Source organism: Pseudothioclava nitratireducens, from assembly GCF_029210495.1.
GTDB lineage: Bacteria > Pseudomonadota > Alphaproteobacteria > Rhodobacterales > Rhodobacteraceae > Pseudothioclava > Pseudothioclava nitratireducens.
This window is the reverse complement of record NZ_JARGDK010000010.1, coordinates 21,995-42,122: the sequence shown is the minus strand read 5'-3', so window position 1 is coordinate 42,122 and position 20,128 is coordinate 21,995. Positions and strand designations below refer to the sequence as shown.

The window sequence follows — 20,128 nt, the reverse complement described above, 5'->3', positions numbered from 1 at the left end:
TCACAGATTTAAAATTTTTTTCGCAAGGCCCCGCGGGCCCTGAGACCGGGCCAGTTCAGGGATGTTCGGAGGGTCGGAAGGCGCTTGCGAAAAGGGCGGAAAACTGACGGATGCGGTGCTGGTCAAGTGCCACAAGAAGGCTGGGCGCCAGCGCGATGAAGCGCCGCGCGCTGGGCAAAAGTCCGGTCTCCGTCGCATCTTGCGGAAAGATCAACCCGGCCTCGCTGAGCCGCGCCTGCCCATCGGGCGAAAGCAGGTAATCAAGCAGCCGCCGCGCCGCCGCGGCCTGTGGTGCCCCCTTGGGGATCATGAAGCCGCGCGACAGGAACAGCGTGTAATCCTCGGGCAGGATCAACCCGACCTCGGGACGGGCACCGGCTTCGACATAGGAGCCAAGCACGTGATAGGCCAGCAGGTAGCGCCCCTCGGCCACGCCCTCGATGATCTCCGCCGAACAGCAGGTCGCAATCGCCTCGGTGCGCGAGAACCCTTCGAGCAAAGCACCGAAAGTTGTCGCCTCCAGACTGTCGCTATAGGCAAAGAGATAGCCGAGCCCTGACGCCTCGATGTCGTAGGTGGCGATCCGTCCGCGCAGCGCATCGGGCCGTGTGCGCAGCAGATCGAGCAGCGCGAAACGGTCCCGCGGCACCTCGGCTTCGGCAAAGAAGGCCTTGTTATAGGCAATGACGGCGGGTTCTTCGGTGATCCCCCACAGCTCGTTGCGCCAGCGGCGTGCAGGCGGCAGCGCTTCGGTAAAAGCCGAGCGGTGCTGGGCCGCGCAGCCGGCATTGACCAGCGACACCATCTGATGCACCGCCGAGGAAAATACCGCATCCGCGACCGGCTCATCGCCCGCACAGGCCTCCAGGCTGTTGGCGTAGAGATCGTTGGACCCCCATTGCTCATACTCGATCCGCAGGTCGGGGTTGAGCGCCGTGAACCGTTCGAGCGTGGGGCGGATGATTTCGATATCGGTGGTCGAATGCAGCAGCAGCGTGGTGGAGCCTGTGCCAATCGCCGTGCGGGCCTCTTGCGCCCGCGCCGCAACAGCCCCCAGCAGCCCCGTCAGACTGGCCCCCAGCACGATCGCTTTGCACAGCGACCCGATCATGACCCCACCTCCGCCGCGCGCGGCAGCACCAGCGCCATGCGGAACCCGTCCTCGGTCCGTTCCATCGCAACCCGCCCGCCAAAAGCCTGCGCCACCGCAGCGACAATCGAAAGACCAAGGCCCGCGCTGTCCTCGGGCGAGGCCTTGCTGCGCTCGAACCTCTGACCCAGACCGCGCAGGATATCCTCCCCCGGCCCCGCCCCACTATCCAGGACCCAGAGCCAGGCCTCGGAGCCGCGCGCCTCGACGCCGATCCGCACCGGCGGCTGACCATGGCGCAGCGCGTTGGAGAGCAGGTTTCCCACCGCTTGCGAGAGCGAGAATTCATCCGCTTCGACCCAGACCGGGCTGTCGCCGATCACCAGACCCACCTCGGCCTCGGGGGCCAAAACCTCATGGTCGCGCATCTCGACGACGCCCAGCGCCACTTCGCGCAGATCGAGCCGCGCCCGTGGCACGTTATCGGTCCGGTGAATGATCATCGCACGCGACAGCATCTGATCGAGCAGCCGCCCCAGGGAGCGCGTCCGCCGCACCAGCCGGACAAGCCGCTGCCCACCATCCGGGGTCTCGGGCGCCTCAATGATGGCCTCGGCCTGCACCCGGATCGCGGCAACCGGGGTGCGCAACTGATGCGCGGTGTCCGAGATCAGGTTGCGCATCACGCCGATCTGCCGGTCCAGCCGCCCCATGAAGCGGTTCATCGCATCGACCATGACGGCAACCTCGCGCGGCGGGTCCGCGACCGTCATCGGCGTCAGGTCATAGGGATCGCGCGCCAGCAGATTGTCGGCGATCCGCTCCAGCGGGCGCACCGCCGCGCGGATCACGAAGTAAGAGGCCACCAGCAGCACCAGCCCCGCCACCGCCAGCGGCAAGACCGCGTCGAGCATCAGCCGAAGCGTCATCGCCTTGCGCGCAATCAGCGTCTGCCCGACGCTGACCCGGATCACGCCAGAGAAATCACGCTCGGCAAAGCGGCGCGTGACCTCGACGAAGCGCGCCCGTTCCCCTTGCATGGGGGCGTCGAAAAACAGCCGCGCGTCGGTGTCCGGCATCCCAGCGCGCGTCGCGGCATCGGCAAAGCCGGTGATCAGCGCGCCATCGGCCGCGCGCACCGCATAGGCGACGCGATCATCCGGGGCCTGCGCCAGAAGCTCGAAGGCCGAAACCGGCAGATCGACCACCGGGCCGCCGCCCTGAATACGGATCGATTCCGCAATGTCATTGGCCGCGCCCAGCAAAATGCGGTCATAGGCCTGCCAAGCGGCCTGCCGTCCGTTCAGCCACGCCATCCCCGCGACCAGCACCGCCCCCAAGAGCAAGAGCGCGAGCACCCGGCGCAGAACGCGGGCCTGAAGGCTTTGGGGGTGTGGCCAGAAGCCGGGCGTGTCAGACATCTTCCTCGATCCGGTAGCCAATCCCGCGCAGCGTCACGATCGCCACGCCGCTCCCCGCAAGCTTCTTGCGCAGCCGCGCGATATACAATTCGATCGCGTTGATGCCGACATCCGCCTCATTGAGCGCGAACAGCCCGTCATAGAGCCGCTCCTTGCTCAGCGCCTGCCCCGGATGGCGCAGCAAAAGCCCCATCAGCGTGGCCTCCCGCCGGGTCAGGCTCAGCCGCTCCCCGTTCAAACTCGCATGCATCGCGGCCACCGAATAGCTGAGCGGCCCGAGCCGGATCTCATCGCTCTTGGGGCCGGTCTCCCGACGCATGAGCGCGCGCAGCCGCGCCTCCAGCTCGCGCTGATCGAAAGGTTTCACGAGGTAATCATCCGCGCCCAGATCGAGCGCACTCACCCGATCATCGACCGAGTAGAGCGCGGTCAGCATCATCACCGGCGTGCGGTCGCCGCCCCCGCGCAACCGGCGCAACAGCTCTGCCCCCGAGCCGTCGGGCAGATTGATGTCGAGCACCAGCGCGTCATAGCCTTGCACCCGGAGATAATCCTCCGCATCAGCGACGCTTGCAGCGTGGTCGCAGACGATGCCCGACTGCGCGAGCCGCCCGACGACGGTCTCGGCCAGGTCGATCGCATCTTCGACGATAAGCACCCGCATGGCGCCGATTCTCCCCCTCAAACCCCTGTCAGGCCACGATTTCCCGAGCTGACAGGTTCGTGACAGGTTTTTCCTCTACACCCGTTGCATACCCCGCACGGAGGAGTCTGCAAAGCGTGGACAGGGTCGCGGGGGAGGAAAGGCCCGGGCGCTTCATGTCGCCCATGGCTGGAAACAGTGGAGGAATACATGACGTTCAAAGCAACCCGCATGACGCTCGTCGCAGCCCTTCTGGGCGCATCGGCGCTGACCGCGTCGGCCGAGGGCTTCACCCCCGAAAACCCCGAATGCATCGCACCCGCGAACCCGGGCGGCGGCTGGGACTTCACCTGCCGCCAGGTCGGCAAATCGCTGCAAGACCTCGGCCTGATCGAAAAGACCATGCAGGTCGTCAACCTCGCCGGCGGCGGCGGTGGCGTGGCGTTCGCCGAAGTGGTGAACAAGCGCGGGGACAGCAACGACCTGATCGTGGCAGCCTCCTCGGCCACCGCCACCCGTCTCGCGCAAGGCGCCTTCCCGGGCAACACCATGGATCAGGTGCGCTGGCTCGCCTCGATCGGCGCGGATTACGGCGTGATCGCGGTCGCGGCCAACAGCCCGATCCAGACCCTGCCGGAACTGCTCGAGCAGATGAAAAACGACCCGACCGCCATTTCGGTCGCGGGCGGTTCGGCTGTCGGCGGCTGGGACCACCTCAAGGTTCTGATCGCGGCGGACGCCTATGGCATCGACGATGTACGCACCGTCAAATACATCGCCTTCGATGGCGGCGGCGAGGCTGTGACCCAGCTGCTGGCTGGCTCGGTTCAGGCATTCACCGGTGACATCTCGGAAGCCAAGGGCTTCGTCGACTCGGGCGACATCCGCGTGATCGCGGTTCTCGCGCCCGAGCGCCTGGAGGGCGAATTCGCCGCCTTCCCGACCGCCAAAGAGCAAGGCGTGGACGCCATCGGCGCGAACTGGCGCGGCTTCTATGTGCCTGGCGGCATGTCGGACGAAGCCTATAACGGCTGGGTCGAGAAGATCGGGGCGCTCTATGAATCGGACGAGTGGAAAGAAGTCATGGCTGTGAACGGCATGGCCCCGCTCGACCTGCAAGGCGAAGCCTTCGAGAAGTTCGTCGCCGATAGCGTCGCACAGATCGAAGCGATCTCGAAAGAGATCGGCATCATCAAGTAAGCGCACCAAACGACGCTTGCCTGAACGGGCGCTGCCGGGCCGGGCAGCGCCCACCCCATATCCCTTCCCCGAAAAGGAGATCGCCATGAGTGATCGGATTTTCGGCATCTTCGGGGTTCTCCTGTCGATCGGCTTTGCGCTCGCGGCGCTGGCGATCGAGGAGAGCTTCCTGTCCGATGCTGTCGGCCCCAAGGCCTTCCCCCTCATTATTGCCGCCATCCTCGGGCTTTCGAGCCTCGTGATTGCGTTGCGCCCCGATGCCGAACCGCATTGGCCCGCGCTCGGGCGTCTCGTCGAGATCGGCGCGGCGGTGGTCGTGATGATCCTCTACGCGCAGCTTCTGCCGGTGGCGGGCTTTGTGATCGCGACCGCACTGGCGGCCAGCTACCTGTCCTGGCGGCTCGGCTCATCCGTGCTCGCCTCGGTGCTGACGGGTGTTGGCACATCGCTGGGCATCTACTCTGTCTTTCACCTCGTGCTGGGCCTCTCGCTCGCGCGCGGTCCGCTTGGTTTCTAAGGGAGAGCGAGCATGGAAATCCTGTCCCAACTGGGCGACGGCTTCGCAATTGCCCTGACCTGGCAAAACCTCGGGCTTGCGCTGCTGGGTTGCTTCCTTGGCACGATCATGGGCGCCCTGCCCGGCCTTGGCCCCTCGAACGGCGTCGCCATCCTGATCCCGCTGGCCTTTACCATGGGCCTTGGCGCGACGCCCGCGCTGATCCTGCTGACCTCGGTCTATTACGGGGCGATGTATGGCGGGCGGATCAGTTCGATCCTGCTGAACATCCCCGGTGACGAACCGGCGATGATGACCTGCCTCGACGGCCACCCGATGGCCAAGAAGGGCATGGCGGGCGAGGCCCTGTCGCTGTCGGGGATCGCCTCTTTCGTGGGTGCGTTCCTTGCAACCTGGGGGCTCATCATCCTCGCACCGCAGCTCGTCAAAATCGCGCTGCTCTTCGGCCCGGCCGAGTATTTCGCGCTCTTCGCGCTGGCCTTCATGACGCTGGGCGGAGTGTCTTCGACCAATCAGGCGAAATCGGCTTTTGCTGCGGCGCTGGGGCTCGGCCTTGCGATGATCGGGGTCGATACCCAAACCGGCGTGCCGCGCTTCACCTTTGGCGAGGTGCACCTCTATGACGGGCTCGACTTCCTCGTGGCGATCGTCGGCCTCTTCGCGCTGTCCGAGGTTTTCATCTTCCTCGAAGAGCGCCACGGCAGCTCGGATGCGGCAGGCCACAAGCTCAAGATCGGGCGGCTGACGCCTCCGCTCAAGATGATCAAGGAAAGCACGCCCACCATGCTGCGCACCTCGGTGCTGGGGTTCCTTGCGGGCGTTCTGCCCGGTGCGGGCGCCTCGTTGGGGTCCTTTATCTCCTATTCGATGGAGAAGCGTCTGGTCGACAAGGACGGCACGTTCGGCACCGGTGACCCGCGCGGCGTGGCGGCACCCGAGGCGGGCAACAACGCAGCCGCAGGCGGCGCGCTCGTCCCGATGCTGGCGCTTGGCGTGCCGGGCTCTGGCACCACCGCCGTTCTGCTGGCCGTGCTCCTGAGCCTCAACATCACGCCAGGACCGCTTCTCTTCACCAACAACCCGGATGTGGTCTGGGGCCTGATCGCCGCGCTCTTCATCGCGAACTTCATGCTTCTGGCCATGAACATCCCGATGGTGGGCCTCTTTACCCGGCTCCTGCTGATCCCGCCGCGGATCCTGATGCCGATCGTGGCGATGGTGTCCTTTGTGGGCATCTACGGGATCTCGGGCTCGAGCTTCGACCTTCTGGTGATGATCGGCTTCGGGGTGATGGGCTGGGTCCTGCGCAAGCTCGACGTGCCGCTGGTGCCGATCATCCTTGGCACGCTCTTGGGCAACTCGATGGAGAACAACCTGCGCCGAGCGATCACCATCGACAATGGCAACTGGTGGACGCTGATCGACAGCCCGCTCGCCATCGGGCTCTGGATGGTCGCCATCTTCGGCTTCGTGCTGCCGATCATTCTGGCGGGCCGGATCAAGATGCCGAGCCTGCGCCGCGACGAGGAAGGTTCGCTCCGCGACTGATCGCAGCCAAGACCTAAAATCAAGAACGGCCGGGGCGCGCGATCCCCGGCCGTTTTTCTCTGCGGCCCAACATGAAAAAGGCCACCCCCGAAGGGATGGCCCGTTTTTCATCTGTCTTGACCCGATCAGGCGTGCAGATCGAAGCGATCCGCGTTCATCACCTTGGTCCAAGCCGCCACGAAATCCTCGACGAATTTGCCCGCGTTGTCGTCTTGGGCATAGACCTCGGCATAGGCGCGCAGGATCGAGTTCGACCCGAAGACCAGATCGACGCGGCTTGCGGTCCATTTCACCGCATCCGTCTTGCGGTCGCGGATCTCGTAGACGCCCTTGCCAGCCGGAACCCACTTATAGGCCATGTCCGTCAGGTTGACGAAGAAGTCCGGCGTGAGCGCGCCTTCGCGGTCGGTGAAGACGCCGTGCTTGGTGCCACCGTAGTTGGTGCCCATCGCACGCATGCCGCCGATCAGGACGGTCATCTCCGGCCCGGTCAGACCCATGAGCTGCGCCCGGTCGAGCAGCATCTCTTCGGGGCTCACGACATAGTCTTTCTTCTGCCAGTTGCGGAACCCGTCGGCCAGCGGCTCGAGCGGGTCGAAGCTCTCGGCATCGGTCATCTCGTCAGTCGCGTCCCCACGGCCCGGCGCGAAGGGAACCTCGATGTCAAAGCCCGCCGCTTTCGCCGCCTGCTCGACGCCCACATTCCCTGCAAGCACGATCACATCCGCGATCGACGCCCCGGCCTCTTTGGCGATCGGCTCCAGAACCGAGAGCACACGCGCCAGACGCTCGGGCTCGTTGCCCTCCCAGTCCTTCTGCGGCGCCAGACGGATACGCGCGCCATTGGCACCGCCCCGCATGTCCGAGCCACGGTAGGTGCGTGCGCTGTCCCATGCGGTCGAGACCATATCCGAGAGCGAGAGCCCCGAAGCGGCGATCTTGGCCTTGAGCGCGGCCACATCGTAATCGGTCGACCCCGCCGGAACCGGATCTTGCCAGATCAGGTCTTCTTGCGGCGCGTCCGGCCCGATGTAGCGTGCCTTCGGCCCCATATCGCGGTGGGTCAGCTTGAACCATGCGCGGGCGAAGACGTCGTTGAAATACGCCGGATCGGCCATGAATTTCTGGCAGATCTCGTTGTAGATCGGATCGACTTTCATCGCCATGTCGGCATCCGTCATCATCGGATTGTGGCGCTTGGTCGGATCGGTCGCGTCGAGCGGCTTATCCTCTTCCTTGATATTGACCGGCTCCCACTGCCAAGCCCCTGCGGGCGATTTGCGCAGCTCCCACTCATGGCCGAAGAGCATCTCGAAGAAGCCCATATCGAACTTCGTCGGCTCCGAGGTCCATGCGCCTTCGAGACCCGAGGTCACGACATTGGCCGCCTTGCCGCCCATGTTCGGGTTCGACCAGCCAAAGCCCTGCTCGCAGACATCGGCCCCTTCCGGGTCCGCGCCCAGCACGGCGGCATCGCCATTGCCGTGGGTTTTGCCGACGGTATGGCCGCCAGCGGTCAGCGCAACGGTTTCTTCGTCGTTCATCGCCATGCGGGCAAAGGTCTCGCGGACCTGAGCGGCGGTCTTCATCGGGTCGGGCTTGCCGTTCACACCCTCGGGGTTCACATAGATCAGACCCATCTGCACAGCGGCCAGCGGATTTTCCATCGTGTCGGGCTTTTCGACATCGCCGTACCGCGCATCCGACGGCGCCAGCCATTCCTTCTCGGCACCCCAGTAGATGTCGAGTTCGGGATGCCAGATGTCTTCACGGCCGAACGCGAAGCCAAAGGTCTTGAGACCCATGTTTTCATACGCAATCGTACCGGCGAGGATCATCAGGTCGGCCCAGCTGATCTTGTTGCCGTATTTCTTCTTGATCGGCCACAACAGGCGGCGCGCCTTGTCGAGCGAGACGTTATCCGGCCACGAGTTCAGCGGCGCGAAACGTTGGTTGCCGGTGCCGCCACCGCCACGACCATCTGCCAGACGGTAGCTGCCCGCCGAGTGCCACGCCATGCGGATCATCAGGCCGCCGTAATGGCCCCAGTCCGCCGGCCACCACTCCTGGCTGTCGGTCATCAGCGCGTGCACATCGGCCTTGATCGCGTCGAAATCGAGTTTCTTGACCTCTTCGCGGTAGTTGAACGCCTTGCCCATAGGGTTCGGCTTGCTGTCATGCTGATGCAGGATCTCGAGGTTGAGAGCATTCGGCCACCAGCTCATCACATTGGATCCCTGCGCGGTGTTCCCACCGTGCATCACCGGGCATTTGCCTTCGGTCTTGATGTCGTTTCCGTCCATGACGGTCCTCCTCTGAGATTTCGAGTTCATGACAAGTTGCGATGGCGGAGCCGTTTGGGCCGGAGATCTCCTGCCCCATCGAATCCGCTGCGAATTCATGCGTTGCTTATACCACGCAGAACGATTAATAGAATTTTGAATTTATAATAATTCCAATAAGGCTAGCTTATGATTGGCCTCACGCTCAAGCAGTTGCGCTACTTCGAGGCGCTGGCCCGGCACCGCCATTTCGGCCATGCCGCCGATAGCTGCGGCATCTCGCAGCCTGCGCTCTCCCTGCAAATCAAGGAACTTGAGGCGCTCCTGGGGGCACCGCTGATCGAGCGTGGCGCGCGGCAGGTGCGGCTGAGCGCGCTTGGCGAGGAACTGTCCGAGCGGGCGCGCGCGATCCTCGGCGCGGTAGAGGAAATCGACGATCTGGCGCGCACCGCACGCGGCCCGCTCTCGGGGCGGCTGCGTCTTGGCGTGATTCCGACCATCGCGCCCTATCTCTTGCCGGGTGCGATCAAGCGGCTGGGTGCGGCCTATCCGGCGCTCGACCTGCGTCCACGCGAGGCGATTACCCAGACCTTGATCCGCGACCTGAACGAAGGGCGGCTCGATCTGGCCATCGTGGCGCTGCCGGTCTCGGAACCCGCCTTGCACGAAGAACCGCTCTTCGAGGAAGAATTCATGCTGGTTCGCCCGGTGCATGAGGCCAACCTGCCCGTGCCCAATCTCGACAATCTGCTCGACATGCGGCTCCTGCTGCTCGAAGAGGGCCACTGCTTCCGCGATCAGGCATTGTCCTTCTGCACCGCGCCGAGCAAAGGCCCGCGCGAGTTGATGGAGGGCAGTTCGCTCAACACGCTTGTGCAGATGGTCGGCGCGGGCATCGGCGTGACGCTCATCCCCGAGATGGCCGTCCCGATCGAGACCCGCTCCGCCGAGGTTTCGGTCACGCAACTCCCCGCCCCGCGCCCCAAGCGCACCGTCGGCATCGTCTGGCGCAAGAGCAGCCCGCTATCCGCGCAATTTGGGCAGATTGCGGATCTGCTGCGCCCCTGACCAACCCCCTTGCGTATGGCGCCCGATGGCATAATCTCGCCGCCATGATCACGATCACGCTCGAACATCCGGTTCAGGAAAACCTCGCCCATCTGCATGCGCGCCATACCGCTGCGATGCATGCCGACACGCCGCCCGAGTCGATCCACATGCTGCCCGCGGACGCTCTGGCCGCACCGGGCATCCTGTTTTTCGTCATGCGCGACGATGCGCAGGCTGTGGGAATGGGCGCGATCAAGCGGCTCACCAGCCCTGACCATGGCGAAATCAAATCGATGCATGTGCTGATGGAGATGCGCGGGCGCGGCTTGGCACGAATGTTGCTCGATCACCTGATTGCCGCGGCGCGCGAAGAAGGCCTGACCAGGCTCAGCCTCGAAACAGGCGCACAACCTTCCTTCGAGGCCGCCCGCCTGCTCTACGAGCGCGCGGGCTTCAGCTACTGCGATCCTTTCGAAGGGTATCGCCCCGATCCGAACTCAGTTTTCATGACATTGGCGATCTGACGGGTTGCGCGCGCGCGCGCCATGGCGCAAAACATGGTCCCATGCGCTCCCTTAGCTCAACAGGATAGAGCAGCCGACTTCTAATCGGCAGGTTGAGGGTTCGAGTCCTTCAGGGAGCGCCACATCCCAGCATCGCGTTCATTGCGTTTTTCTCGCCCCATTTGCTTCCAGCGTGCCTCCACGGGCGAATCTGGAACGCGAGCGACCGCCCAAGGGCGGCTCGTAACGCATTGTATTTGCAGATATATTTGGTTGCGGGGGTAGGATTTGAACCTACGACCTTCAGGTTATGAGCCTATACCCCAACGATTCCAATAACTTATGGAAATTAGGCATTTAGCCAATAAGCCTTTGTTATCCCGAAATTTGTGACCCGGCATTCAGCCGCATTCACCGACATTCAGGCGCAAACCCCGCGCGAAACCTGCATTCGCGGGTTGATGTGGCGTTGATGTAACTGTTTGCCCTGCGCCCGCGGATCTACATCTCAGGCCGTTATTTTCTGTGCTCCCCGAGCCCCAGCTCAACCCATGTGGAGGACCAGCTGCCCGCAAGATCGACGGTTTCGGCCCTTAGCGGTCATCGGGCAACCTGTCGGCTTGTCCTGAAAGCGGTCGCTCGAAATCGTCCACAAGATGCAGGAAGTTGAACGCGCAGATCGCATCAAAAGGCGCGCCGTCGAACGCCCTTTGCGCGTCAGTTCTTTCAAAATGCAGAGTGGCGGGTGCCAGCTTTGACCGGGCGATGCGGATCATTTCAGCTGAAAAGTCGGTTGCCGTGTAGCTGGCCACATGGCTGGCCAGACGGATCGCCGTTCCGCCAGTGCCGCAGCCAATTTCCAGCACCCGATCGCCGGGGTTCAGCCGTAAAGCGACGTCGGCCAACAACGCCTCATAGGCCGCAACATCCGTGATCTGGCGCGCGGCATAGCGTTTGGCGATGCGGTCCCAGAACCTCATGCTGCGATTATGGGGCATGGCTTTCCTCTGCTGATCATATTCTGGCAGCGGTGGCGCTGAGGGGCGACCGTCCATCTCACGTCCGGCGCCGCCGCATTGCGTTGATCACCACGATGCTGCTGCGAGTGTTCACGGTAGCTTGCCGACTGCGGCGTTGCGGGATGTTCTGGCTGATGCTCAGCTTTCGGCGCGGCGCATCCGGTTGATCAGCCCGTCCTTCAGCACGAAGTGGTGGTAGACAGCACCAACCACATGCAGCGCCACGAGCGCCAGCAAAGCGATTTTCAGGATGTTGTGGCCCTGTGCTGCCAACTCGACCCCGCCAAACCAGGCCATAGACCCGCTGAGCGGCATCAGGATCATCAGCGCGTAAAGGCCCAGATGCGTGGCCTTGGCCAACGCCCGTTGCACAGCGCTGTCGCCCACCATTGCCGGTGCCCCAACGCGGGCCTTGATCGACAGCCGCCACAGCGCAAACACCAGTACCAGCGCGCCCCCCGCGACATGGGCAAGGACAAGTGGGTTGAAGGCGATCTCCACGCCCTTGGTTGCCGCATCCCATGCCGCAGACATCGCGTCCTTGAGCAGGTATTGCTGCACGATCAGTGCCGCGGCACCCCAGTGTAACAGGATCTGCAGGCGGGAATATCCGATCGGGGCGGGTCTGGTGCTAGCAGTCATCGCGTTCATCTCCAGGCAATGCGAATCACTTTGATTTCCTAGAACCTTATGTTAGTGTTTACTCACTCACAAGAGGTTCCCATGCTTCAACGCAAACCCGCCGAGGATCGCAAGACCGATATCGTCGAGGCGCTGCTGCGTCTGGCCGATCAGATTGGGCCAGATCGCCTGACCACGAATGACATCGCACGCGAGGTTGGGGTCACACAGGCGGCGATTTTCCGGCACTTCCCGACGAAGGCCGAGTTGTGGTCGGCGGTGGGAGAGGTGATCGCCGTGCGGCTGGCAGAGGCTTGGCAGCAGGCGCTGGCGGCGAACACCACGCCGAAAGATCGGCTGCGCGCCTTGATCGCCGCGCAATTGCGCCAGATCGAGGCAACCCCGGCCTTGCCCGCAATTCTGCATTCGCGCGAGATCAACGTTGACAACGTCATCCTGCGCGAACGGTTTCGTGGCCTGATGATGCAGTATCAGGCACATCTGGTGGCAAACCTTGAAGGCATGATCGCCGACGGTTCGATGACCCCGGACGTCAGGCCGCAGGATGCAGCAGTCCTGCTGACGTCGCTGGTGCAGGGCATCGCCATCCGCTGGAGTCTTGGTTCGCGGGGATTTGCGCTTCAACCCGAAGGCCTGCGCCTGCTTGACGTGCAATTGGCGCTTTTTGCTTATGGGGAGAGACAGCGATGAAAACTCAACGGATTGCGGGCGGCGCAGCGATGGCCTTTGGGCTGCTGACACTGCTGTCTGGCGGCAAGGCGCTGTTCGGGACGGCCGACATGGGCGCGGTGGTGCCCTTTGTCTTGTGGTTCAACTTTATTGCGGGCTTTGCCTATGTCGTGGGTGGCCTGCTGCTATGGCGCGGCCATCGCTTTGCCCTACCCGTGGCGCTGGCGATCCTGTTCGCCACGGCAATAGTCTTTGCAGCCTTCGGCCTGCGCGTCGCCTCGGGCGGTGCCTACGAGATGCGCACGGTCGGCGCGATGGCCCTGCGCACGGGTTTCTGGGCCGTGGTGGCCTTGACGGCATGGAAACCCATGACCAAGCAGAGCAGCACATGAAACGGGCACGCGTGGCCGTATTCACCGCGGTGCTGCTGGTCGATGCCGGGGAGAAAAGGACAATATTATGCAGAGACTGATCCTGAATAGGGCGGACTGCGGCGTCAGGGTCTTTGATGCGGCGTTTAGCAGAGGAAAACTCACAAATGCCTGAAATACAGAAACTCTCGCCGCCTGGCGTCGAGGTCGCGCATCAGACTGCTGTGACAGCGGCAGGCAAAATGGCTGTGTTGCCTCGGCCCGGCTTGGATGGCGCGGGCGAAGACAGCGTGCAGCGCCTCGGGGACGGGCTCGACCGGACGTGGCACGCGTTCCTGGCGCGTCGGACAAAGGGCCTTTCTCCCCTCGCCGTGACCACTGCCTATTCTGACTGGATGACCCATCTGGCGGCCTCGCCCGGCAAGCAGGCGCAACTGGCTGACAAGGCCGCGCGCAAGGTGGCGCGCCTCGGGCGCTTTGCAGCACAATGCGCCCTGCAGCCAGACGCCACCCCGTCTTGCATCGAACCCTTGGAGCAGGACCGGCGCTTTCGCGATCCGGCCTGGCAGCGCTGGCCCTTCAACGTGCTCCACCAGTCCTTTCTGCTGCAGCAGCAATGGTGGCATGTGGCAACCACCGGCATCCACGGCCTTGACGCCCGACACGAGGCGCAGGTGAATTTTGCGACCCGGCAGGCGCTGGATACGCTGTCTCCGGCGAATTTCGTGGCCACCAATCCGGTGGTGCTGCAAAAGACCTGGGCCGAGGGCGGTGCCAATCTGACGCGCGGCTGGCTGAACCTGCTGGAGGATTGGCAGCGCAGCCTGAACGGCAACCCGCCGCACGGGGCCGATGCCCACGCGGTGGGTCGCGATCTGGCCACAAGCCCCGGCAAGGTGATCTATCGCAACCGGTTGATCGAACTGATCCAGTATGCCCCCACGACCGAAATGGTCCATCCCGAGCCGGTGCTGATCGTGCCGGCCTGGATCATGAAGTACTACATCCTCGACCTGACCCCGCAGAATTCGCTGGTGAAATACCTGACCGACCGCGGCTTCACCGTCTTCATGATCTCGTGGAAGAACCCCGACTACGAAGACCGCGATCTGGGCATCGACGATTATCGCAGTCTGGGCGTTCTGGCGGCGCTGGAGGCGGTGAATACCGTCGTGCCGGGGCAGAAGGTGCATGCCGTGGGCTACTGCCTTGGCGGCACGCTGGTGTCGATCGCGGCGGCGGCCATGGCGCGCGACGGCGACGACCGGCTGGCCAGTCTTTCCTTTCTGGCCACCCAGATTGATTTTGAAGAGGCGGGCGAGTTGACGCTGTTCATGGTGGAAAGTCAGGTGGCCTTCCTTGAGGACATGATGCGCGAACAGGGTTATCTGGATGTGCACCAGATGGCCGGGGCCTTTCAGATGCTGCATTCGAACGATCTGGTCTGGTCGCGCATGGTGCATGACTATCTGATGGGCGAGCGCAGCCCGATGAACGCGCTGATGGCCTGGAATGCCGATGGCACCCGGATGCCCGCGCGCATGCATTCGGAATATCTGCGCCAGTTGTTCCTGAAGAACGATCTGGCCGAAGGACGCTTCCGGGTCGAGGGTCGCCCCGTTGCGCTGACCGATCTGCGCCTGCCATTGTTTGTCGTCGCTGCTGAAACCGATCACGTCGCGCCGTGGCATTCGGTGTTCAAGTTCCACCTGCTTACCGATACCGAGATGACCTTTCTTCTGGCCAGCGGTGGCCATAACGGCGGCATCGTGTCAGAGCCGGGCCATCCGGGTCGACATCTGCGGGTCCGGACCAGGCAGGCGCAGGATCGCTTTATCGATCCGGACAGTTGGCTCGCACAAACCATGGAGCAGGAAGGTTCGTGGTGGCCGGTCTGGGCTGACTGGCTAGCGCAGCGCGCCGGTGCCCACGTGGCGCCGCCGCCGATGGGCGCACCTGATCGCGGCCTGGAGCCGCTCGGCGACGCTCCGGGTTCATATGTCCTTCAAGCTTAGGACAGGAGCGTAGCGATGGGGACAGAAGCGAAAACGTCGCGCGGCGCTGCGGTTCAATTTGGGCCTTTGGCCATAGAGTCAGGCCTGTGCGTGCTGTTTGGTTACATGCCCCGGCGGCTTCGGCACGATGGTAAAATTGTTCAGGAGCCATCCCCCCCCGTACGGCACCCCCGTCCGGGCCGGCAAGATGGTCCGCATCCCGATCATGTTGTGTGGCCACCGGCATGACGGCAACCGCCACCGCGCAGGAGAAAACAGATGTCTCGCCGGATTTCCATCATCATCGTCGCCCTTGTTCTTGCCGGGGTCCTTGGCTTTGGGGCCTGGACCGTGCTGTTCAAACCCTCGGATCTTCCGCCTGATGGATTTTCCCGGGGCAACGGCAGGATCGAGGCGGACATGGTCGATATCTCGCCGCGTCTTGCAGGGCGGGTGGCCGAAATCCGCGTGCGCGAGGGTGATCTTGTGGCGGCAGGCGACGTGCTGACGGTCATGGACACCACCGAACTGCGCGCGCAGCTTGCTCGTGCCGAGGCTGCCGTGGATAGCGCCGAGGCCGCAGTCGGCGTTGCCGCGGCCCATGTCACCGAGGCCGCAGCCCGCTTGGCGCTGGCGCAAAGCGAACAGAACCGGGCCGAGGCGTTGATGGCACGCAATGTCATCTCTCAGGTAGAACTGGATATCCAGCGCACCGAAACGCAACTGGCCGACGCAGGGCTTGCTGCGGCCCGGGCGACGCAGCGAGCACAGGAACGCGGGGTAGATGCGGAAAAGGCGTCGCGCGACGAAATCGCGGCCCGGATCGCAGATGCCACGCTTTATGCAGGTGGGCCTGCGAGGGTGCTGTATCGACTGGCGCAACCCGGCGAAATCGTCGGTGCCGGTGGCAAGATCCTGACGCTGGTCAGCCTTGAGGAAGTGCATATGGAGTTCTTCCTGTCCGCGGCGGATGCGCCACGTGTGAAGATCGGCGACGAGGCCCGGATCGTGGCCGACATCATGCCGGGAATGTCGATCCCGGCCCGAGTGGCCTTTGTTTCACCGCAGGCACAGTTCACCCCGAAACAGGTTGAAACTCTCAGCGAACGCGAAAGCCTGATGTTCCGGGTGCGGGTGCGTATCCCGCCGGAACTGGTGATGGCGCGCATCGATCAAGTGAAGACCGGAGTGCGCGGCGTGGCGTGGGTGCGGCTGGCCGCACCTGATGGCAACCTGCCAGAATGGCCCGAGGGTCTGACCCCGCCGACGTTGGACATACCCCAAGGCAGCGCGCCGACCACGCCATGACCGAAAGCCCCGAAACCATCGCGCAACTGAACAATGTGCGGCACCGGTATGGCGCGGTTACGGCGCTGGACGATGTGTCACTATCGCTGCCCGGCGCGCGCATGATCGGGCTGATTGGCCCCGACGGTGTAGGAAAATCCACGCTGATGGGGCTGATCGCCGGCGCGAAACGCTTGCAGACGGGCGCTGTGCACTGTCTGGGCGGCGACATGAACGATGCCCGCCACCGCGCGCGCATGGGCGGGCGCATTGCTTTCATGCCGCAGGGCCTGGGGCGGAACCTCTACCATGATCTCTCGGTGCGCGAAAATCTTGAATTCTTCGGTAAATTGTTCGGACTTGGCCGTGCTGACCGGTCCGCCCGTATTGATCGCCTGACCCGCGCGACCGGGCTTTACCCGTTCCTTGACCGTCCGGCGGGCAAGTTGTCGGGTGGTATGAAGCAAAAGCTGGGCCTTTGCAGTGCGCTGATCCACGATCCGGATTTCCTGCTGTTAGACGAACCGACGACCGGCGTCGATCCTCTGTCGCGGCGCCAGTTCTGGGATCTGATCGATGCAATCCGCGCCGACCGCCCGCAGATGAGTGTGCTGGTTTCAACTGCCTACATGGAGGAAGCCGCACGTTTCGATCATCTGGTGGCGATGGGCGCGGGGCGGGTGTTGGCCGAAGGCAGCCCGACGGAATTGATGCAGCGCACCGGCAGTGGATCGGTGGGCGATGCCTATGTCCGGCTGATGCAGCCGGAGGGGACAAAGGATGCACCTGAAAACGCGGCGGCGAAACTGGACCCGGCAGATGCGCCCCTGACCACCGAAATCGCCATCCTGGCGCGCGGTCTGACCCGTCGTTTCGGGGATTTTACGGCGGTGGATTCGGTCAGTTTCGAAATCGCGCGCGGCGAGATCTTCGGGTTTCTCGGCTCGAACGGTTGCGGCAAGACCACGACGATGAAGATGCTGACCGGGCTTTTGCCCGCCACCGAGGGCGAAGCCTGGATCTTCGACCGACCGATCGAGGCGCAGGGGATGAACGCGCGCCGTCGCGTTGGTTTCATGTCGCAGGCCTTTTCGCTTTATGGCGAACTGAGCGTGCGCGAAAACCTGATGCTGCATGCCCGACTGTTCCACCTTGGTGCCGCCTTGACCGCGCAGCGCCTGGCCGATCTGGTGCCGCGCTTTGGGTTGACCGAGCATCTTGACCAGCGCGCCGATGACCTGCCACTGGGGTTGCGCCAGCGCCTGTCGCTTGCGGTGGCGGTGATCCATTCCCCGGACATCCTGATCCTGGATGAGCCGACTTCGGGCGTCGATCCACAGGCGCGCGATGATTTTTGGCAACTGCTGCTGGAACTGTCGCGCAGGGACCGGGTGACGATCTTCGTGTCCACCCATTTCATGGACGAGGCAATGCGTTGCGACCGTATGTCGTTGATGCATGCAGGCAAGGTGCTGGTCACCGATACGCCCGCCGGTATCATCGCGCAAAGCGGGACAACCTCGCTGGAAGAGGCGTTCATCAGCTTCATTTCCGCAGCCCTGCCACCGGAAGAACCGTCAGGCCCCACCACGCTCGCCCCCGAAAGCGATGTGGTATCCGATGCGGCCGATTTCAGCTTGCGTCGGCTTTTTGCCTATACCGAGCGCGAGGCGATGCAGGTGTGGCGCGATCCGGTCCGGCTGGCTTTTGCCTTTCTGGGCAGCGCACTGCTGCTTTTGATCATGTCGTTCGGCATCTCGCAGGAGGTGCGCGACATTCCCTTTGCAGCACTTGACCATGACCAAAGCCCGGAAAGCCGGGCCTATCTTTCGGCTTTCGAGGATACCGAATGGTTTGCAGTCCATTCCCCCATCAGGGACGCGCTGGCGATGGAGACGCGGCTGAAAAGCGGCGAACTGGCGCTGGCGCTCGAAATCCCGCCCGGATTTGGCGCAGATCTGCGACAGGGCAGTCGGGCCGAGGTTGCCGCAAATCTTGATGGGGCCGATACCGGACGGGCAGGCACGATTGAAAGCTATGTCGCCGGTGCCCATGCGGTGGCTGCGGCGGACATGGCCAGGGGCCTTGCTGTTCCGACGGCATCGCCGCTGGTGCAGCTTGTCCCCCGCTTCCGCTACAACCCGACGATGGCAAGCCTGCCTGCAATTGGCCCGTCCATCCCGCCGCTTCTTCTGCTGCTGTTTCCAGCGATCCTGATGGCGGTCAGCGTCGCGCGGGAAAAAGAGATCGGCACTATCACCAATTTCTATGTCACGCCCAGTGGCCGCGCCGAATTCCTGATCGGAAAGCAACTGGTCTATATCGGCATCACGTTGCTGAATTTTGCGATTCTGACGACACTTGTCGTGCTGGTGCTGGGTGTTCCGATGCGGGGGAACCCTATGCTTCTGCTGCTGGCGACACTGGTCTATGCCGTGGCCGCCACCGGTTTTGGGTTGTTGGTGTCGATGATGTCGTCGACGCAGGTGACGGCGGTCTTTGCCAGCACGGTGCTGTCGGTCATGCCGACGCTGCAATTCTCGGGCATGCTGACGCCAGTATCCTCGCTGGAGGGACCAGCGCGCGTGCTGGGCAGCCTTTGGCCGACGACTTGGTATATGGCCGTCAGCGTCGGGAGTTACACCAAGGGCCTTGGCTTTGCCGATCTTAGCGGCGCACTAATGCGGCTGGCGGTGTTCGGCCCCCTGTTCACCGGGCTTGCCATCGCCCTTCTGCGCAAACAGGAGCGGTAGATGCAATCGCTGGCCAATATCTTCTGGCTGATCGGCAAAGAGCTGAAAAGTGTGTTGGGTGACCCGGTGATGGTCATTCTGATCCTGTGGTCTTTCGTCGTCGCCGTGATGCTAGAGGCCAGCGGCGCCGCCGATACGGTGCAGAATGCCGCCATCGCGATTGTGGACGAGGACCGTTCTGCCCTGACGCGGCAGATCGCCGGGGCCCTGATGCCGCCGTGGTTTCAGGAACCGGTCTACCTAAACGCCGATCAGGCCGCCGCAGCGATGGATCGCGGCGAGATCATGTTCGCGCTGGCCTTTCCGCCTGATTTTGCGGCTGATACGATTGCTGGCAAGGTGCCCATGGCACAGCTTCTGGCCGATGCGACGGCGGTGTCGCAGGCGCAGTTGGGCACGGACTATCTGCGCAACATCGTCCAGCTGGAAAGCCTTGAGTTCCTGTCGGGCAGCACTGATGCCCCGCCGCCTGATCTGCGGCTGGAACTGCGCCGTGCCTTCAACGCCAATGGCAACCCGGTCTGGTTCAAATCGATGTCTTCCTTGCTGAACCAGTTGTCGCTGCTGACCATCGCCCTCACCGGGGCCGCGATGCTGCGCGAGCGCGAGCATGGCACGATCGAGCATCTGATGGTGATGCCGCTGACGCCTGCCGAGGTGGCGTTGTCGAAGGTGCTGGCCACGATGATCGTGGTACTGGTGGCGTTCATCGGCTCGTTGCTGCTGGTGGTACAGGGGCTGTTGCAGGTGCCGGTTGTCGGATCGGTGCCTTTGCTGGTGGCGGGTGCTGCGGTTTATCTTTGGGCTGCGGCGGCCATCGGGATGCTGCTGGGCACAGTTGCGCGCAGCATGGCGCAGTTCGCCCTGCTGGTGATCGTGGTCATCATCCCGGTCATCATGCTGTCGGGCGGGATGGGCGCGGTCGAAAGCCAGCCCGATCTGGTGCAGAAGCTGACACAGGCGCTACCCTCGCGCCACTTCCTCGCCTTCGCCAAGGCGGTGGTGTTTCGTGGCGCGGGCATCGACGCGGTCTGGCCTCAGTTGGCGCTGATGGCAGGCCTGGGGGCAGTCTTCTTCACGGCGAGCCTGCTGCTGTTCCGACGATCCATGAGCGTGACAGGATAGAAATTTACGCGCGT

General features: G+C 63.5%; 17 protein-coding genes and 1 tRNA gene. 12 read left to right on the top strand and 6 right to left on the bottom strand.

The genetic code is table 11. The features are described 5' to 3' along the window. Positions 1 to 55 precede the first annotated feature (55 nt). Genes P0X85_RS11910 through P0X85_RS11900 form a run of 3 tightly spaced genes read right to left on the bottom strand, consistent with a single transcriptional unit; the run spans position 56 to position 3,175 of the window. Complete coding sequence (locus P0X85_RS11910; protein ID WP_275813465.1) at positions 56 to 1,111, bottom strand: ABC transporter substrate-binding protein; 1,056 nt, start codon at positions 1,109 to 1,111, stop codon at positions 56 to 58. Continuing rightward, a complete protein-coding gene (locus tag P0X85_RS11905) occupies positions 1,108 to 2,511 on the bottom strand; it encodes a sensor histidine kinase (RefSeq protein WP_275813462.1) in 1,404 nt (467 codons plus the stop codon). The genes P0X85_RS11910 and P0X85_RS11905 overlap by 4 nt, the downstream gene beginning before the upstream one ends. Further along, on the bottom strand, positions 2,504 to 3,175 hold the full coding sequence (locus P0X85_RS11900; protein ID WP_275813459.1) for a response regulator transcription factor: 672 nt from the start codon (positions 3,173 to 3,175) through the stop codon (positions 2,504 to 2,506). Before P0X85_RS11900 ends, P0X85_RS11905 begins: the two co-directional genes overlap by 8 nt. Positions 3,176 to 3,364: 189 nt before the next feature. Here P0X85_RS11900 and P0X85_RS11895 point away from each other — a divergent pair, with 189 nt between their 5' ends. From P0X85_RS11895 to P0X85_RS11885, 3 genes are all read left to right on the top strand, one after another. After that, positions 3,365 to 4,354, top strand: a complete 990-nt coding sequence (locus P0X85_RS11895; protein WP_275813455.1) for a Bug family tripartite tricarboxylate transporter substrate binding protein — start codon at positions 3,365 to 3,367, stop codon at positions 4,352 to 4,354. Positions 4,355 to 4,439: 85 nt separating this feature from the next. Next, entirely contained in the window at positions 4,440 to 4,871 is a 432-nt protein-coding gene (locus P0X85_RS11890; protein WP_275813451.1) for a tripartite tricarboxylate transporter TctB family protein, read from the top strand. Positions 4,872 to 4,883: 12 nt separating this feature from the next. Further along, a complete protein-coding gene (locus P0X85_RS11885) occupies positions 4,884 to 6,419 on the top strand; it encodes a tripartite tricarboxylate transporter permease (RefSeq protein ID WP_275813448.1) in 1,536 nt (511 codons plus the stop codon). Positions 6,420 to 6,544: 125 nt separating this feature from the next. Here the strand turns inward: P0X85_RS11885 and katG are convergent, their stop codons facing one another. Beyond that, positions 6,545 to 8,722, bottom strand: coding sequence for a catalase/peroxidase HPI (gene katG, locus P0X85_RS11880; protein ID WP_275813445.1), 2,178 nt, complete (start codon positions 8,720 to 8,722; stop codon positions 6,545 to 6,547). A 168-nt stretch (positions 8,723 to 8,890) separates the two neighbouring features. Here katG and P0X85_RS11875 point away from each other — a divergent pair, with 168 nt between their 5' ends. The 3 genes from P0X85_RS11875 to P0X85_RS11865 all read left to right on the top strand — a co-directional run bounded on the left by P0X85_RS11875 (position 8,891) and on the right by P0X85_RS11865 (position 10,397). Continuing rightward, on the top strand, positions 8,891 to 9,769 hold the full coding sequence (locus tag P0X85_RS11875; protein WP_275813442.1) for a hydrogen peroxide-inducible genes activator: 879 nt from the start codon (positions 8,891 to 8,893) through the stop codon (positions 9,767 to 9,769). Between the two features lie 44 nt (positions 9,770 to 9,813). Continuing rightward, entirely contained in the window at positions 9,814 to 10,275 is a 462-nt protein-coding gene (locus P0X85_RS11870) for a GNAT family N-acetyltransferase (protein WP_275813439.1), read from the top strand. A gap of 45 nt (positions 10,276 to 10,320) precedes the next feature. Further along, positions 10,321 to 10,397: transfer RNA gene (locus P0X85_RS11865), tRNA-Arg, on the top strand. A gap of 450 nt (positions 10,398 to 10,847) precedes the next feature. Here the strand turns inward: P0X85_RS11865 and P0X85_RS11860 are convergent. Next, positions 10,848 to 11,309 (bottom strand): class I SAM-dependent methyltransferase, encoded by a 462-nt coding sequence (locus P0X85_RS11860; RefSeq protein ID WP_275813437.1) that lies wholly within the window; start codon positions 11,307 to 11,309, stop codon positions 10,848 to 10,850. Between the two features lie 102 nt (positions 11,310 to 11,411). Beyond that, on the bottom strand, positions 11,412 to 11,915 hold the full coding sequence (locus tag P0X85_RS11855; RefSeq protein WP_275813434.1) for a cytochrome b: 504 nt from the start codon (positions 11,913 to 11,915) through the stop codon (positions 11,412 to 11,414). Between the two features lie 81 nt (positions 11,916 to 11,996). On the opposite strand from P0X85_RS11855, the gene P0X85_RS11850 reads away from it, so the two are divergent. The 6 genes from P0X85_RS11850 to P0X85_RS11825 all read left to right on the top strand — a co-directional run bounded on the left by P0X85_RS11850 (position 11,997) and on the right by P0X85_RS11825 (position 20,114). After that, the gene (locus tag P0X85_RS11850) at positions 11,997 to 12,605 is read left to right on the top strand and encodes a TetR/AcrR family transcriptional regulator (RefSeq protein ID WP_275813431.1); all 609 of its coding nucleotides are present in this window, start codon (positions 11,997 to 11,999) and stop codon (positions 12,603 to 12,605) included. Further along, on the top strand, positions 12,602 to 12,976 hold the full coding sequence (locus P0X85_RS11845) for a hypothetical protein (RefSeq protein WP_275813427.1): 375 nt from the start codon (positions 12,602 to 12,604) through the stop codon (positions 12,974 to 12,976). The genes P0X85_RS11850 and P0X85_RS11845 overlap by 4 nt, the downstream gene beginning before the upstream one ends. Before the next feature lie 221 nt (positions 12,977 to 13,197). Continuing rightward, positions 13,198 to 14,970: a PHA/PHB synthase family protein gene (locus P0X85_RS11840; RefSeq protein WP_275813424.1), complete on the top strand. Its 1,773-nt coding sequence runs from the start codon at positions 13,198 to 13,200 to the stop codon at positions 14,968 to 14,970. A 258-nt stretch (positions 14,971 to 15,228) separates the two neighbouring features. Further along, entirely contained in the window at positions 15,229 to 16,257 is a 1,029-nt protein-coding gene (locus tag P0X85_RS11835; RefSeq protein ID WP_275813421.1) for an HlyD family secretion protein, read from the top strand. Next, entirely contained in the window at positions 16,254 to 18,989 is a 2,736-nt protein-coding gene (rbbA, locus tag P0X85_RS11830; RefSeq protein ID WP_275813418.1) for a ribosome-associated ATPase/putative transporter RbbA, read from the top strand. Before P0X85_RS11835 ends, rbbA begins: the two co-directional genes overlap by 4 nt. Then, a complete protein-coding gene (locus P0X85_RS11825) occupies positions 18,990 to 20,114 on the top strand; it encodes an ABC transporter permease (RefSeq protein WP_275813415.1) in 1,125 nt (374 codons plus the stop codon). The last annotated feature ends 14 nt before the right edge of the window (positions 20,115 to 20,128 follow it).